This is a genomic window from Enterobacter sp. PGRG2, assembly GCF_030291195.1.
Taxonomy (GTDB): domain Bacteria; phylum Pseudomonadota; class Gammaproteobacteria; order Enterobacterales; family Enterobacteriaceae; genus Enterobacter_D.
Genome location: NZ_CP127837.1, coordinates 1137355 through 1151927, shown reverse-complemented (window position 1 = coordinate 1151927; position 14573 = coordinate 1137355). Strand labels below are relative to the sequence as shown.

Annotated in this window: 12 protein-coding genes; 5 read left to right on the top strand and 7 right to left on the bottom strand. The window is 56.5% G+C overall.

From position 1 onward, the window contains the following. Positions 1 to 3 precede the first annotated feature (3 nt). The 6 genes from rbsK to kup all read right to left on the bottom strand — a co-directional run bounded on the left by rbsK (position 4) and on the right by kup (position 6942). On the bottom strand, positions 4 to 933 hold the full coding sequence (gene rbsK / locus QRD42_RS04945; protein ID WP_321988308.1) for a ribokinase: 930 nt from the start codon (positions 931 to 933) through the stop codon (positions 4 to 6). A gap of 96 nt (positions 934 to 1029) precedes the next feature. Then, positions 1030 to 1920 (bottom strand): ribose ABC transporter substrate-binding protein RbsB, encoded by an 891-nt coding sequence (gene rbsB / locus QRD42_RS04940; RefSeq protein WP_218338264.1) that lies wholly within the window; start codon positions 1918 to 1920, stop codon positions 1030 to 1032. A gap of 26 nt (positions 1921 to 1946) precedes the next feature. After that, positions 1947 to 2912 carry a ribose ABC transporter permease gene (rbsC, locus tag QRD42_RS04935; RefSeq protein ID WP_072570849.1) on the bottom strand — a complete coding sequence of 322 codons (966 nt, stop codon included), beginning with the start codon at positions 2910 to 2912 and terminating at the stop codon, positions 1947 to 1949. Further along, positions 2909 to 4423: a ribose ABC transporter ATP-binding protein RbsA gene (rbsA, locus tag QRD42_RS04930; protein WP_318374953.1), complete on the bottom strand. Its 1515-nt coding sequence runs from the start codon at positions 4421 to 4423 to the stop codon at positions 2909 to 2911. The genes rbsC and rbsA overlap by 4 nt, the downstream gene beginning before the upstream one ends. A 7-nt stretch (positions 4424 to 4430) precedes the next feature. Then, the gene (gene rbsD, locus QRD42_RS04925) at positions 4431 to 4850 is read right to left on the bottom strand and encodes a D-ribose pyranase (protein ID WP_072570852.1); all 420 of its coding nucleotides are present in this window, start codon (positions 4848 to 4850) and stop codon (positions 4431 to 4433) included. Between the two features lie 223 nt (positions 4851 to 5073). Beyond that, positions 5074 to 6942, bottom strand: coding sequence for a low affinity potassium transporter Kup (gene kup, locus QRD42_RS04920; protein ID WP_321988307.1), 1869 nt, complete (start codon positions 6940 to 6942; stop codon positions 5074 to 5076). Between the two features lie 220 nt (positions 6943 to 7162). Here kup and ravA point away from each other — a divergent pair, with 220 nt between their 5' ends. Beyond that, positions 7163 to 8659, top strand: a complete 1497-nt coding sequence (gene ravA / locus QRD42_RS04915; RefSeq protein WP_321988305.1) for an ATPase RavA — start codon at positions 7163 to 7165, stop codon at positions 8657 to 8659. Then, positions 8653 to 10104, top strand: coding sequence for an ATPase RavA stimulator ViaA (gene viaA / locus QRD42_RS04910; protein WP_321988304.1), 1452 nt, complete (start codon positions 8653 to 8655; stop codon positions 10102 to 10104). The genes ravA and viaA overlap by 7 nt, the downstream gene beginning before the upstream one ends. Position 10105: 1 nt before the next feature. Here viaA and asnA read toward each other — a convergent pair whose 3' ends face one another. Beyond that, positions 10106 to 11098, bottom strand: coding sequence for an aspartate--ammonia ligase (gene asnA, locus QRD42_RS04905; RefSeq protein ID WP_321988303.1), 993 nt, complete (start codon positions 11096 to 11098; stop codon positions 10106 to 10108). A 150-nt stretch (positions 11099 to 11248) separates the two neighbouring features. On the opposite strand from asnA, the gene asnC reads away from it, so the two are divergent. The 3 genes from asnC (at position 11249) to mnmG (ending at position 14508) form a co-directional block, all read left to right on the top strand. Beyond that, positions 11249 to 11707 carry a transcriptional regulator AsnC gene (asnC, locus tag QRD42_RS04900; RefSeq protein WP_088221282.1) on the top strand — a complete coding sequence of 153 codons (459 nt, stop codon included), beginning with the start codon at positions 11249 to 11251 and terminating at the stop codon, positions 11705 to 11707. A 90-nt stretch (positions 11708 to 11797) separates the two neighbouring features. Further along, entirely contained in the window at positions 11798 to 12247 is a 450-nt protein-coding gene (gene mioC, locus QRD42_RS04895; protein ID WP_321988302.1) for an FMN-binding protein MioC, read from the top strand. Positions 12248 to 12618: 371 nt separating this feature from the next. Further along, entirely contained in the window at positions 12619 to 14508 is a 1890-nt protein-coding gene (gene mnmG, locus QRD42_RS04890; protein ID WP_072570865.1) for a tRNA uridine-5-carboxymethylaminomethyl(34) synthesis enzyme MnmG, read from the top strand. Positions 14509 to 14573 lie beyond the last annotated feature (65 nt).

Here is a 14573-nt window from a genome sequence, read left to right as displayed (position 1 = left end):
AGGTTACCCCTGCTGCGCCAGAAAATCGTCGATCTCACTGCGCCACGGCACGGAAGGCTGCGCCCCTTTACGCGTTACCGCGATGGCCGCCGCCGCATGGGCAAAACGGATCGCCTGCTCAAGCGGCTTGTTTTCCAGCAGCGCGGTCATCAGCGCGCCGTTAAAGGTGTCACCGGCAGCGATAGTATCAATGGCTTTCACTTTAAAGCCCGGAATGCGCTGGCCTTCGCCGTTAACGCTGGCCCACACGCCGCGGCTACCAAGCGTAATGATGACAGTTTCGATGCCTTTGCTATGCAGCGCCTGCGCGGCGCGCGCGGCATCGTCATCCTTTTCCACTTTAATGCCGGTCAGTTTTTCCGCTTCGGTTTCGTTTGGCGTAATCACATCCACCAGCGCCAGCAGCTCGTCAGACAGCTCCCGTGCCGGAGCCGGGTTGAGCGCCACGCGCGTGCGGTTCTGGTGAGCGATTTTCGCCGCCGCCAGCACGCTTTCCACCGGCGATTCCAGCTGCATCAGCAGCGCGGATGCCGCGGCGATACGCTCGCGCTGCGCTTCGACCAGCGCCACAGAGAGCGCAGCGTTAGCGCCAGCATGAATACCGATGACATTCTCCCCTTCACCGTTCACAAAAATCAGCGCCACGCCGGTGGATTCACCGGTGATGACGCTGACCGGCGTAACATCAATGTTGTCGCTCGCCAGCTGTGTACGGACCCGTTCGCCAGTGTCGTCGTCGCCCGTGCAGGCGATAAAGGCAATATATGCGCCGCTGCGTCCGGCAGCAACCGCCTGGTTGGCGCCTTTACCGCCAAAAGCGACCTGATACTGGCTGCCGGTGACGGTTTCACCCGGCGTCGGGAAGGATTCAAGGTTGAGAATGTGATCGGCATTAATACTGCCAAGGACGACGAGTTTACCTGCCATGTTCATAGTTTCATCCTGTAAATGCGCCACCCTGAGCGGCGCGTACCCTGCTTTTCTTATGTTCTTTTTCCTGCCGCCACACGCGGCGGCAGGACAATCACATTACTGTTTGATAACCAGTTTCAGATCAACCGGGTATTTCGCCTGTACTTTCTCGCCTTTGATCACTTTGTCAGCGGTTTCAACGCCTTTCGCGCCGATCTGCTCCGGTAACTGGGCGATGGTCGCCGCCAGTTTGCCGTCGTTTACCGCTTTTTCACCGTCTGGCGTACCGTCAAAACCCACCACCATTACGTCAGTTTTACCGGCGGTTTGTAGCGCGCGCAGTGCGCCCAGCGCCATTTCATCGTTCTGTGCGAACACCGCTTTCACGTCCGGGTGCGCAGTCAGCAGGTTCTGCATGACGTTCAGACCTTTGGTGCGGTCAAAGTCAGCCGGCTGGCTGGCCAGCACGTCGAATTTGTGGGCGGCAACGGCCTGCTGGAAGCCTTCGCCACGCTCACGCGCCGCAGAGGTACCGGCGATACCCTGCAGTTCGATCACTTTTGCGCCTTCACCGGCTTTTTTAGCGATGTAGTCGCCAGCGATTTTGCCGCCCAGCACGTTATCAGAAGCGATGTGGCTGACCACCTCACCTTTGGCGGCCATACGGTCGAGGGTGATCACCGGGATTTTAGCCTCGTTTGCCATCTTCACGGCGTTACCTACCGCGTCAGAATCGGTCGGGTTGATCAACAGTAATTTGGTGCCACGAACGGTTAAATCCTGCACGTTCGCCAGCTCTTTCGCCGGGTTGTTCTGAGAATCCAGCACCACCAGGTTGTAGCCCAGTTTATCAGCTTCTTTTTGTGCGCCGTCTTTCAGGGAAACGAAGAACGGGTTGTTCAGGGTGGAGACCACCAGCGCGATGGTGTCTTTCGCCATCGCATTCGCGCTTACGGTCGCACTCAGTGCTACAGCAGAAACCAGGGTAGCCAGTTTTTTCATGTTCATATTCAGATGTCCTGTAATGTCATTGATTACTGTTTTTTGTTGTCTACCAGGACCGCCAGCAAAATCACCACTGCTTTAACGATCATCTGGTAATAGGAGGAAACACCTAGCAAATTCAGACCATTATTGAGGAAGCCCAGAATCAATGCGCCGATAAGCGTGCCGACAATCCGGCCTTTACCGCCCGCAAGGCTCGTTCCCCCCAGCACCACCGCCGCGATGGCATCCAGCTCGTAGCCGGTGCCCGCTGTCGGTTGGGCAGAGGAGAGACGCGCAACTTCAATAATGCCCGCCAGAGAAGCCAGAAGGCCGCTCAGCGAATACACGATAATCTTGATTTTATTCACACTGATGCCGGACAGACGCGTTGCCGCTTCGTTACCGCCCAGCGCATAGATATACCGACCAAGACGGGTGTGATGCAACACATACCATGCGGCAAGGAAGACAAACCCCATGATCCACACCGGCGCCGGGATCCCCAGCGGACGACCGATACCGAACCAGCCAAACAGATCGGCGTTTTCCGTAAAGCCCGTATTCATGGGACTGCCGTTGGTATAAACCATGGTCGCGCCGCGCAGCAGCAGCATCATCACCAGCGTGGCGATAAACGCCTGCACCCGGCCTTTCGCGACGATCGCCCCGGTCATGGCCCCGATAGCCGCGCCTAATGCCAGCGCCGCCGCTACAGCCACCAGCGCATTCACTTCCATCCCCACCAGCGAGGCAGCCACTGCGCCGGTCAGCGCCAGTAACGAACCGACGGACAGGTCGATCCCGGAGGTAAGAATGACCAGCGTCATCCCCACCGCCATAATGGCGTTAACCGACGTCTGTTGCAGAATATTGAACAGGTTATTCACGGTAAAAAAGTTCGGGCTAAGGGTGGAGACAATCGCAATCAGCACCAGCAGGGCAATCAGCGATTTTTGTTCCATCAGCCACGCTTTGTTGAAATAGCGGCGGGTAGAAACGGTTTGGGTACTCATTGCCTGGACTCCTGCGTATCGCGATTTAGCTTGCCGACGGCAGCCGCCATCAGCACTTCCTGGGTGGCCTGTTCGCGGGTGAATTCTCCGCCCAGATGCCCTTCATGCATCACCATGATGCGGTCACTCATGCCGATGACTTCCGGCATTTCCGACGACACCAGAATGATGCTCAACCCTTCAGCCTTAAACTGATTGATTAACTGATAAATTTCTTTTTTTGCCCCCACGTCCACACCGCGCGTGGGTTCGTCCAGAATCAGCACTTTCGGACGCGTCATCAGCCCGCGGGCGATGGCAACCTTTTGCTGATTCCCGCCGGAAAGCAGACCGATCGGCTGCTCCATCGACGGCGTTTTGACGTTAAACAGACGGACGAAATCTCCCACCGCCTGCTGTTCATCTTTATGCTTCAGGCGACCACCGGCGTGGCTGAAATAGCGCAGCGCGGTAAGCGACATGTTTTCTTTAACCGACATGCCCAGCACCAGCCCGTCGCGCTTGCGATCTTCGGAGATATACACGATGCCGTTCGCCAGGCCATCCTGCGGTGAGCGGGTGATCACTTCATGGCCGTCGAGGGTGACATAACCGCTGGTGCGCGGCAGCGCGCCGTACAGCACTTTCATCAGTTCAGTACGTCCGGCGCCCATCAACCCCGCCACGCCTAAGATCTCGCCTTTGCGCAGCACGAAGGAGACGTTATCCACGCCCGGCCCGCACACGGCATCCACTTTCAGGCGCACATCGCCGGGGGCTTTATCAAGATGCGGGTACTGCTCTTCCAGCTTACGTCCCACCATCATTTCAATCAGCGTATCTTCACTCAGCGTCGACACTTCCCGCTCGGCGATAAACTGCCCGTCGCGGAATACCGTCACGTCATCGCAGATTTCGAAGATCTCTTTCATGCGGTGGGAAATATAAACAATGCCGCGCCCCTGGGATTTCAGCTCGCGAATGACGCGGAACAGGGAGTCGGTTTCGGTATCAGTCAGCGCATCGGTCGGTTCATCCATAATGATGACTTTCGACTCAAAGCTCAGCACTTTGGCGATTTCCACCATTTGCTGATCGCCAATCGACAGATCGCCCACCAGCCGGTCGCTTTTAAAGCGCAGGTTAAGTTTGGCGAGCAGGACGTTGGCTTCGGCATACATCTTTTTCCAGTCGATCTTGCCGAAGCGATTAACGAATTCGCGGCCTAAAAAGATGTTTTCCGCAATGGTGAGCTGCGGGATCAGGTTCAGTTCCTGATGGATGATGCCGATCCCGGCTTCCTGGGAAGATTTAGGACCGGTAAAGGTGGTTTCCTGGCCGAGCCACAGCAGTGAACCTGCATCACGCTGATAAATGCCGGTTAAGACTTTCATCATCGTGGATTTACCCGCGCCGTTTTCGCCCACCAGCGCCATAACGCGGCCGGGATAAACGTTAAGCGCAGCGCCGGACAGGGCTTTTACGCCGGGGAACGCTTTATCGATCCCCTTCAGTTGCAGTAATGCGTCCATGGCAGCCTCAGAATGTGACGCCAGCGCAGAGAATGATATTCGCATACGGGGAACACTCCCCGCTGCGAATCACCGCCTGACTGTCTGCGGTTTGTTGTTTAAACGTTTCGTGTGAAACATAACGAACGTCTATGGTGTTTCCCTGGTGTTGTTGCAGTTGCTCTATGTGGCGGAGCAACGTTTCGTGGAGTTGCGGATTATGATCTTTAATTTCCGTCGCGAGAATGGCCGCCTCAACCTGCATTTCCGTCGTCACGACCTCCAGCACCTGCATAAAGGAGGGCACGCCCTGAGTCAGCGCCATATCAATGCGCTGCGTGCTATGGGGCACCGGCAATCCGGCATCGCACACGACCAGCGTATCAGTATGTCCAAGACGGGAAATTACCGACGAAATGTCAGAATTCAGTACAGACCCTTTCTTCATATTTATCTCCACTAGCGAAACGTTTCGCTAAGGTGAGTTTATGCTGAAGGGTGTGCAGAAAACCATCACGACGTAACGGAATTGTGATCGCCGTCGAAACGTTTCGCTAAGTCAAATGGAGAGGGATAATGCCAGGCAATATGCCGGGTGGCGCTGCGCTTACCCGGCCTACGGTCTGTAGGCCCGTGCAAGCGAAGCGCCGCCGGGCGGAGGCGTTCAGAGATTAAATCTCAACCTGCGTTCCCAGTTCAATCACCCGGTTAGGCGGGATTTCAAACTGATCGGGTGCACGCAGTGCGTTACGTTGCAGTAACAAAAACAGCTTGCCGCGCAGACGCAGATACCACGGACGTTTGCCGAGGATCAGCGACTCATGGGACATAAAGAACGAGGTTTCCATCATCCGGCAGCTCAGGCCTTCCAGCCCGCAGCGGTGGAACACTTCTTCCACGTTGGGAATTTCACGCCAGCCGTAGCTGGCCACCACGCGCCAGAAGGTCGGTGACAGCTGCTCGATCTGCACGCGACGGACGTTATGCACATAAGGCGCATCTTCCGTGCGCAGCGTCAGCAGGATCACGCGCTCGTGCAGCACTTTGTTGTGCTTGAGATTATGCAGCATAGCAAAGGGGATGACGTTCAGCGCACGGGACATATACACGGCGGTGCCTGGCACGCGCACCGGCGGCGATTTCTCAAGCGAAGCGATCATCGCTTCCAGGGAATTGCCGTGTTCGTGCATGCGGCGCAGCAGACGGAACCGCTCGCTTTTCCAGGTGGTCATGATGATAAACATCACCATGCCAAGGCTCAACGGCAGCCAGCCGCCGGAGAGCAACTTATCGAGGTTCGCCGAGAACAGCGGCACATCAATACACAGGAAGGCGATCAGCAGGAAGCCCACCAGCAGTTTGTTCCAGTGCCAGTTTTTGCGCGCCACGGTCGCCGACAGAATAGTGGTCAGCACCATGGTGCCGGTCACCGCAATGCCGTAGGCCGCCGCCAGGTTGCTGGAATGCTCGAAGCTGACGATAACAATCACCACCGCGCAATAGAGCAGCCAGTTCACGAACGGAATGTAGATCTGCCCGGATTCCATTTCCGAGGTATGAATGATGCGCATCGGCGACAAATAGCCCAGGCGCACCGCCTGGCGGGTCAGGGAGAAGACGCCGGAGATCACCGCCTGCGAAGCGATAACCGTCGCCAGGGTGGCGATAATCAGCATCGGAATTAACGCCCATTCAGGCGCTAACAGGAAAAATGGGTTCTTAATCGCTTCAGGGGTTTTCAGTAACAGCGCGCCCTGACCGAAATAGTTCAGCACCAGCGACGGCAGCACCAGACTGAACCAGGCCACCCGGATCGGCAGCTTGCCGAAGTGACCCATGTCCGCGTACAGCGCTTCCACGCCGGTGATCGACAGCACTACCGCGCCGAGCGCCACAAAAGAGACGGCTTTATATTCAAGGAAGAAATGCACCGCCCAGGCCGGATTCAGCGCCTGCAACACTTCAGGGTTGCCGATAATCCCGCGCAGCCCGAGCACCGCCAGAATCAAAAACCACGCCAGCATGATCGGCGCAAAGAGTTTGCCCACCAGCCCCGTGCCATGCTTCTGGATCATAAACAGCAGCGTCAGGACGATGATCGACAGCGGCACCACCCAGGTTTCCAGCGAGGGCGCGACGATCTCCAGCCCCTCTATCGCGGACATCACCGAAATCGCCGGTGTGATCACCACTTCACCATAGAAGAAGCTGCCGCCAATCAACCCCATGATCACCAGCACCGAGGTCATACGGGCCGAGGTATTACGCCCGGCCAGCGACATCAGCGTCAGGATCCCGCCTTCACCGGCGTTATCGGCGCGCATTACAAAGGACAGATATTTAACGGAAACGACCAGGATCAGCAGCCAGAAAATGAGCGATAAAAAGCCGAACACGGCATCGCGCTCAACGCCAAAGCCAAACTGACCAGACAAACATTCACGGAGGGTATAAAGCGGGCTGGTACCGATATCACCGTACACCACGCCGATGGCTGCGAGCGTTATCGCAGGCAACGATTGCTTATTATCTGTGCTCATAGACTAATCTTTTGTTTGAATGCCAACTGTGTGCTTAGTCCCTTGGCCCACAAAAGCGCACAGTATGCACGATTCTTTGCCAAATCGTACCCCTAAATGCGGCCGGGTTATCCTGCCTCAATGAAAATGAACCGGTACTTCAGTCTATTACAAGCCCCTGTTGAAACGTTTATACTCGCAGCTCTGCGCCTGAAACCCGGCGAAAGGAAGTAAATGAATTATGGCTCACCCACACTTATTAGCTGAAAGAATTTCCCGTCTCAGTGCTGCACTGGAAAAAGGGCTTTTTGAGCGCAGCCACGCGATCCGCTTGTGCCTGCTGGCGGCGCTCAGCGGCGAGAGCGTCTTTCTGCTCGGCCCGCCGGGAATAGCCAAAAGCCTTATCGCCCGGCGGCTGAAGTTCGCCTTCCGCCATGCCCGGGCTTTTGAGTATCTGATGACGCGCTTTTCCACACCGGAAGAGGTTTTCGGCCCGCTGTCGATCCAGGCATTAAAAGATGAAGGGCGTTATGAACGTCTTACCGCAGGCTACTTACCGGAAGCGGAAATTGTCTTTTTAGATGAGATCTGGAAGGCCGGTCCGGCGATCCTCAACACGCTGCTGACGGCCATCAATGAACGTCGTTTCCGCAACGGCGCTACGGAAGAAAAAATCCCCATGCGTTTGCTGGTGGCGGCGTCCAACGAACTGCCGGAAGCGGACAGCAGCCTCGAAGCGCTGTACGACCGTATGCTGATCCGCCTGTGGCTGGATAAAGTGCAGGACAAGGGGAATTTCCGCGCCATGCTGGTGAGCCAGCAGGATGAAAACGACAATCCGGTTGCCGATGCCCTGCAGATCAGCGACGAAGAGTATCAGCAGTGGCAGCAGGACATTGGAAAAATTGCCCTGCCCGATGCCGTCTTTGAACTGATCTTCCAGCTGCGCCAGCAGTTGGATAGTCTGCCGAACGCCCCTTATGTTTCCGATCGCCGCTGGAAAAAAGCCATTCGCCTGTTACAGGCCAGCGCCTTTTTCTCAGGACGCGATGTCGTCGCGCCGATCGATCTGATCCTGCTCAAAGACTGCCTGTGGCATGACGCGGATAGCATGAATCTGCTTACACAACAAATAGATATTTTGATGACCGTTCACGCATGGCAGCAACAGGCGATGCTGACGAAACTGGCGGCCATCGGGCAGCGCCGTCTTCAGCTGCAACAGCAGCAAAGCGATAAAACGGCGCTACGGGTTCTGCGTCAGAGCGGCATGTTCAGCCGCCGCCCGCACTATGAACTGCCGCCGGAACTTACCGACGCGACCCTGACGCTGCTTCTTCAGCAGCCGCTGAAACTGCATGATATGCAGGTGATCCATCTGACCATTGAGCGGGCCGCGCTTGAGCAGTGGCTGGCGAAAGGCGGGGAGATCCGCGGCAAACTTAACGGCATTGGTTTTGCACAGTTGCTGAACCTGGAAGTCGACAGCACATTACATCTGATAGTGCGCGACGTCAGCCTGCAGGGATCGCGCCTTGCCCTGCCGGGCAGCGCGCAGGAAAACGTGCCGGATGAGATCACTCACCAGCTGGAAGCGCTGGAAAATGAATGGCACCAGCAGCATACGCGCTTCAGTGAACAGCAAAAATGCCTGTTTATTCACAGCGACTGGGCGGGTCGTATTGAAGGCAGCCTGCAGGACGTTGGCGCGCAGATCAAACAGGCGCGTCAATGCTGACGCTGGATACCCTCAACGTGATGCTGGCGGTCAGTGAAGAGGGGATGATTGAAGAGTTAATCGTCGCCCTGCTGGCCTCTCCGCAGCTGGCGGTTTTTTTTGAGAAATTCCCCCGTCTGCGCCATGCCATCACCGAGGATATTCCCCGCTGGCGGGAGGCATTAAAGGGACGGCTGAAAGACACCCGCGTACCGCCGGAGTTGACGGAAGAAGTGATCAGCTATCAGCAAAGCCAGCTGCTCTCCACCACGCAGTTGACCATTCAGCTGCCACAGATCCTCAGCCTGCTGGAAAAAGTCCACTCCCCCTATGCCGCCCAGGCAAAACAGCTGGTAGCGGATAACGCCACCTTTACGCCGGCCATGCACACGCTGTTTTTGCAGCGCTGGCGCTTAAGCCTGGTGGTGCAGACCACGGCGCTCAACCAGCAATTACTGGAAGAAGAGCGCGAGCAGTTGCTCAGTGAGGTGCAGGAGCGTATGACGCTGAGCGGGCAGCTGGATCCAGTGCTGGTGGAAAACGACAATGCGGCCGGACGGCTGTGGGATATGAGCGCCGGGCAGCTAAAACGCGGCGACTATCAGCTCATAATAAAATACGGGGATTTTCTGGCCGCGCAGCCTGAACTGAAAAAGCTGGCGGAACAGCTGGGGCGATCGCGTGAGGCGAAGTCCGTACCACGCAACGATGCGCCGATGGAAACCTTCCGCACGCTGGTGCGCGAGCCGTCTTCGGTGCCCGAACAGGTTGATGGCCTGCAACAGAGCGATGATATTTTACGTTTGCTGCCACCGGAGCTGGCCACGCTGGGCATCAGCGAGCTGGAGTATGAGTTTTATCGTCGCCTGGTGGAGAAACAACTGCTGACCTATCGCTTACAGGGCGAAGCCTGGCGGGAGAAGATCACCGAGCGGCCGGTGGTGCATCAGGATTTTGACGAGCAGCCGCGCGGGCCTTTTATCGTCTGCGTCGATACGTCCGGATCAATGGGCGGTTTTAATGAGCAGTGTGCGAAAGCGTTTTGCCTCGCGCTGATGCGCGTGGCGCTGGCGGATCGACGCCGCTGTTTTATCATGCTGTTTTCCAGCGAAGTGGTGCGCTATGAGCTGTCGGGCAGGGAAGGCATTGAGCAGGCGATCCGCTTTTTGAGCCAGCGTTTTCGCGGCGGCACCGATCTCGCCAGCTGTTTTCGCGCCATCATCGAGCGGATGCAGGGCGGCGAGTGGTTCGATGCGGATGCAGTGGTGATCTCCGATTTTATCGCCCAGCGCCTGCCGGACGAGGTGATCGGCAAAATTAATGAACTGCAGCGCGTCCATCAGCATCGCTTTCATGCGGTGGCGATGTCCGCCCACGGCAAGCCCGGCATCTTGCGCATTTTCGATCATATCTGGCGCTTTGATACCGGGATGCGCAGCCGCCTGCTGCGACGCTGGCGGCGCTGAATCAGAGCAGGGATGAGACGCTGTCGCGTACCTGCGCAGGCCATACGCCGCACTGTACCTGGCCAATGTGCGGCAGTTGCAGCAGCAACATGGTCAGACGTGACTGGCCAATGCCGCCGCCGATAGTCTGCGGCATTTGCCCTTCCAGCAGCGCGCGGTGCCACTCCAGCGCCAGACGATCTTCATCGCCGGTCAGCTTCAGCTGGCGTTTAAGGGTTTCGGCGTCAACGCGGATGCCCATGGAGGAGAGCTCCAGCGCATCTTCCAGCACCGGGTTCCACACCAGGATGTCGCCGTTCAGACCGGCAAAACCGGCTTCGGTGCGGGTCGTCCAGTCATCATAATCCGGGGCGCGCACGTCGTGACGTTTGCCGTCGCTCAGGTCGCCGCCGATACCGATCAGGAACACCGCGCCCAGTTCTTTCGCAATGGCCCGTTCACGGCCCTTGGCGTCGAGACCTGGGAAGCGGGTCAGCAGCTCTTCGCTGTGCACAAAGTGGATCTGCTCTGGCAGGAACGGCGCCAGACCAAACTCCGCGCTCACCGCCGCTTCTGTCGCTTTAATGCCTGACCAGATCGCCGAGACGGTCGCTTTCAGCGTGCCCAGATGGCGCTCGCCGTCACCGAGGACGCGCTCCCAGTCCCACTGATCGACATAGACCGAGTGGATCGGCGTAAGACGATCTTCGTCCGGGCGCAGGGCTTTCATGTGCGTGTAAAGCCCTTCCCCCGCGCTGAAGTCGTGTTGTCCCAGCGTCTGCCGTTTCCACTTCGCCAGCGAGTGCACCACTTCAAAGCGCGCGTCTGGCAGGGTTTTCACATTCACCTGTACCGCCTTTTCGCAACCAGACAGATTGTCCTGCGTGCCATCCCCCACGCGGCTGAGGATCGGAGCCTGAACTTCGATCAGGCCCAGTTTGTCCTCCAGCTGGCGGGAGAAGTGAGCTTTGACGAAACTGATCTGGCGTTGTTTTGCGATGTAAGCGGTTTTCATTATTGAACTCCTGTGTCCTGTTGCCATTGATTAAGCAACAAAACGAGAGCGATATTCAATAATCAACAGATAAAAAGCCCGGTTCACTTTTGATTCCATAAAATATGGCGTTAAACTGGACTGAATCATTAATCTACATAAGAAAAACCTATGGAAAATTATCAGATCGATAATCTGGATCGCGGCATCCTAGAGGCGCTGATGGCAAATGCGCGCACGGCTTATGCCGAACTCGCCAAGCAGTTTGGCGTCAGCCCCGGCACCATTCACGTTCGCGTGGAGAAGATGAAACAGGCGGGCATCATTACCGGCGCGCGTATCGATGTCAGCCCTAAACAGCTCGGCTACGACGTCTGCTGCTTTATCGGCATCATTCTCAAAAGCGCTAAAGATTACCCGTCGGCTCTGGCGAGGCTGGAGAGTCTGGAAGAAGTGACCGAAGCGTATTACACCACCGGGCACTACAGCATCTTTATTAAGGTGATGTGCAAATCGATCGACGCGCTGCAACAGGTACTTATCAACAAGATCCAAACAATTGATGAAATTCAGTCCACCGAGACGCTGATCTCGCTGCAGAACCCGATCATGCGCACCATCCGCCCGTGATCCTCTGAAATAATCACCCTGTTTTCCACAGGTAGATCCCAGCTCATTCACAGCGTACAATATGCCACGCTTAATTGAGGACGGACGATCATGGCAGATATTACGCTTATCAGTGGCAGCACCCTGGGCGGAGCAGAGTATGTGGCGGAGCACCTGGCTGAAAAGCTGGACGAGGCGGGGTACAGCACCAGCACCCTTCACGGCCCACTGCTTGAGGATCTGCCGGTAGAAGGCGTGTGGCTGCTGGTTTCCAGTACCCATGGCGCAGGGGATCTGCCGGATAACATTCTTCCTTTATATGAAGAACTGAAAGAACAGCAACCGGATCTGTCTCAGGTACGCTTTGGGGCGATCGGGATCGGCAGTCGTGAATACGACACCTTCTGCGGGGCGATCGACAAGCTGGAAAGCGAAATGCGGGCTTGCGGGGCAAAACAGATCGGCGAAACCCTGCGGATCAACATCCTCGATCATGATATTCCCGAGGATCCGGCAGAAATCTGGCTGGGATCCTGGATTAATTTACTCAAGATTGTGTAAAGATCGTGCGATCAGTTGTGTATAAGTCTGGTTAAAAGCTTGGATCAACCGGTATTTATCCACTGTATAAGGTTTGACGAGTTTTTGAGCTGTGCATAACCCTTCATTTTGATCCCAGCTTATACTGAGTGGGATCACCGATCATTCACAGGTAACGATCCTTTCTAATGTCTTGATCTTCCAAGCCGGATCCGGGTTATCCACAGAGAGGCACGATCCTAATAAGAGATCATAGTAAAAAAGATCTCTAAAAGAAAAAGATCTCTTAATAACAGCCAGGATCCCGACTCTTTCTCGATGGGCTAAAGTTGAGTAGAATCCACGGCCCGGCACCAATCCACTTTCTAACCGCTCAGGCGAGGCAAACCACCATGTTTTATCCGGATCCTTTCGACGTCATCATCATTGGCGGGGGTCATGCAGGCACTGAGGCCGCAATGGCCGCTGCGCGTATGGGTCAGCAGACCCTGCTTTTGACACACAATATCGACACCCTGGGACAGATGTCGTGCAACCCGGCAATCGGCGGTATTGGGAAAGGACACCTGGTAAAAGAAGTGGATGCGCTGGGCGGACTGATGGCAAAGGCCATCGATCAGGCAGGCATTCAGTTTAGGATACTAAACGCGAGCAAAGGCCCGGCCGTTCGCGCCACCCGTGCTCAGGCAGACCGCGTGCTTTACCGTCAGGCAGTGCGCACGGCCCTTGAGAATCAGCCGAACCTGATGATCTTCCAGCAGGCGGTTGAGGATCTGATCGTCGAAAACGATCGTGTCGTCGGTGCCGTGACGCAAATGGGCCTGAAGTTCCGTGCCAAATCTGTCGTACTGACGGTCGGCACCTTCCTCGACGGTAAAATTCATATCGGCATGGATAACTACAGCGGTGGTCGCGCAGGCGATCCGCCGTCGATTTCCCTTTCCCGCCGTCTGCGCGAGCTGCCGCTGCGCGTCAGCCGCCTGAAAACCGGGACGCCGCCGCGTATTGACGCGCGAACTATTGATTTCAGCGTGCTGGCGGAACAGCACGGCGACACGCCGCTGCCGGTCTTTTCGTTCATGGGCAATGTGGATCAACATCCGCGCCAGGTGCCGTGCTATATCACCTACACTAACGAAAAAACCCACGACGTGATCCGCAATAACCTCGATCGCAGCCCGATGTATGCCGGCGTGATCGAAGGGATCGGCCCGCGTTACTGCCCGTCGATCGAAGACAAAGTGATGCGCTTTGCGGATCGTAACCAGCATCAGATCTTCCTTGAGCCGGAAGGCCTGACCTCTAACGAAATTTACCCGAACGGCATCTCCACCAGCCTGCCGTTCGATGTACAGATGCAGATCGTCCGATCCATGCAGGGCATGGAAAACGCGAAGATCGTCCGTCCGGGCTATGCGATCGAATATGACTTCTTCGATCCGCGTGACCTGAAACCGACGCTGGAAAGCAAATTTATCGCTGGCCTGTTCTTTGCCGGTCAGATCAACGGCACCACCGGTTACGAAGAAGCGGCCGCGCAGGGTCTGCTGGCCGGTCTGAACGCTGCCCGCTTCTCTGCCGAAAAAGAGGGCTGGGCGCCGGGCCGTTCCGAGGCTTATCTGGGCGTGCTGGTGGATGACCTGTGCACCCTGGGCACCAAAGAGCCGTACCGCATGTTCACCTCCCGCGCGGAATACCGTCTGATGCTGCGTGAAGACAACGCGGATATCCGTTTAACCGCGGCGGGTCGTGAGCTGGGCCTGGTGGACGACGAACGCTGGGCGCGCTTTAACGAGAAGCTGGAAAATATCGAGCGTGAACGCCAGCGCCTGAAAGATATCTGGCTGCACCCGCAGTCTGAAAAGATTGACGAAGTGAATACGAAGCTGAGCGCGCCGCTGTCACGTGAGGCGAACGGCGAAGATCTGCTGCGTCGACCGGAAATGACCTATCGCGAGATGGTGCAGTTGTCGCCGTTTGCGCCGGGACTCAGCGATGCGCAGGCCGCCGAGCAGGTCGAGATCCAGGTGAAATACGAAGGCTATATTGCGCGCCAGCAGGACGAGATCGACAAACAGCAGCGTAACGAGAACACCGTGCTGCCTGCGACCCTGGACTACCGCCAGGTGAGCGGTCTGTCCAATGAAGTGATCGCCAAGCTTAACGATCACAAACCATCATCCATCGGTCAGGCATCGCGTATTTCCGGTATTACTCCTGCGGCAATCTCCATTCTGCTGGTGTGGCTGAAAAAGCAGGGTATGCTGCGCCGTAGCGCTTAATTCAACTTTACCCGCCCGGTAGCGCTGGCTTACCGGGCCTACAGAACCCGTAAGGCGGATTAGCG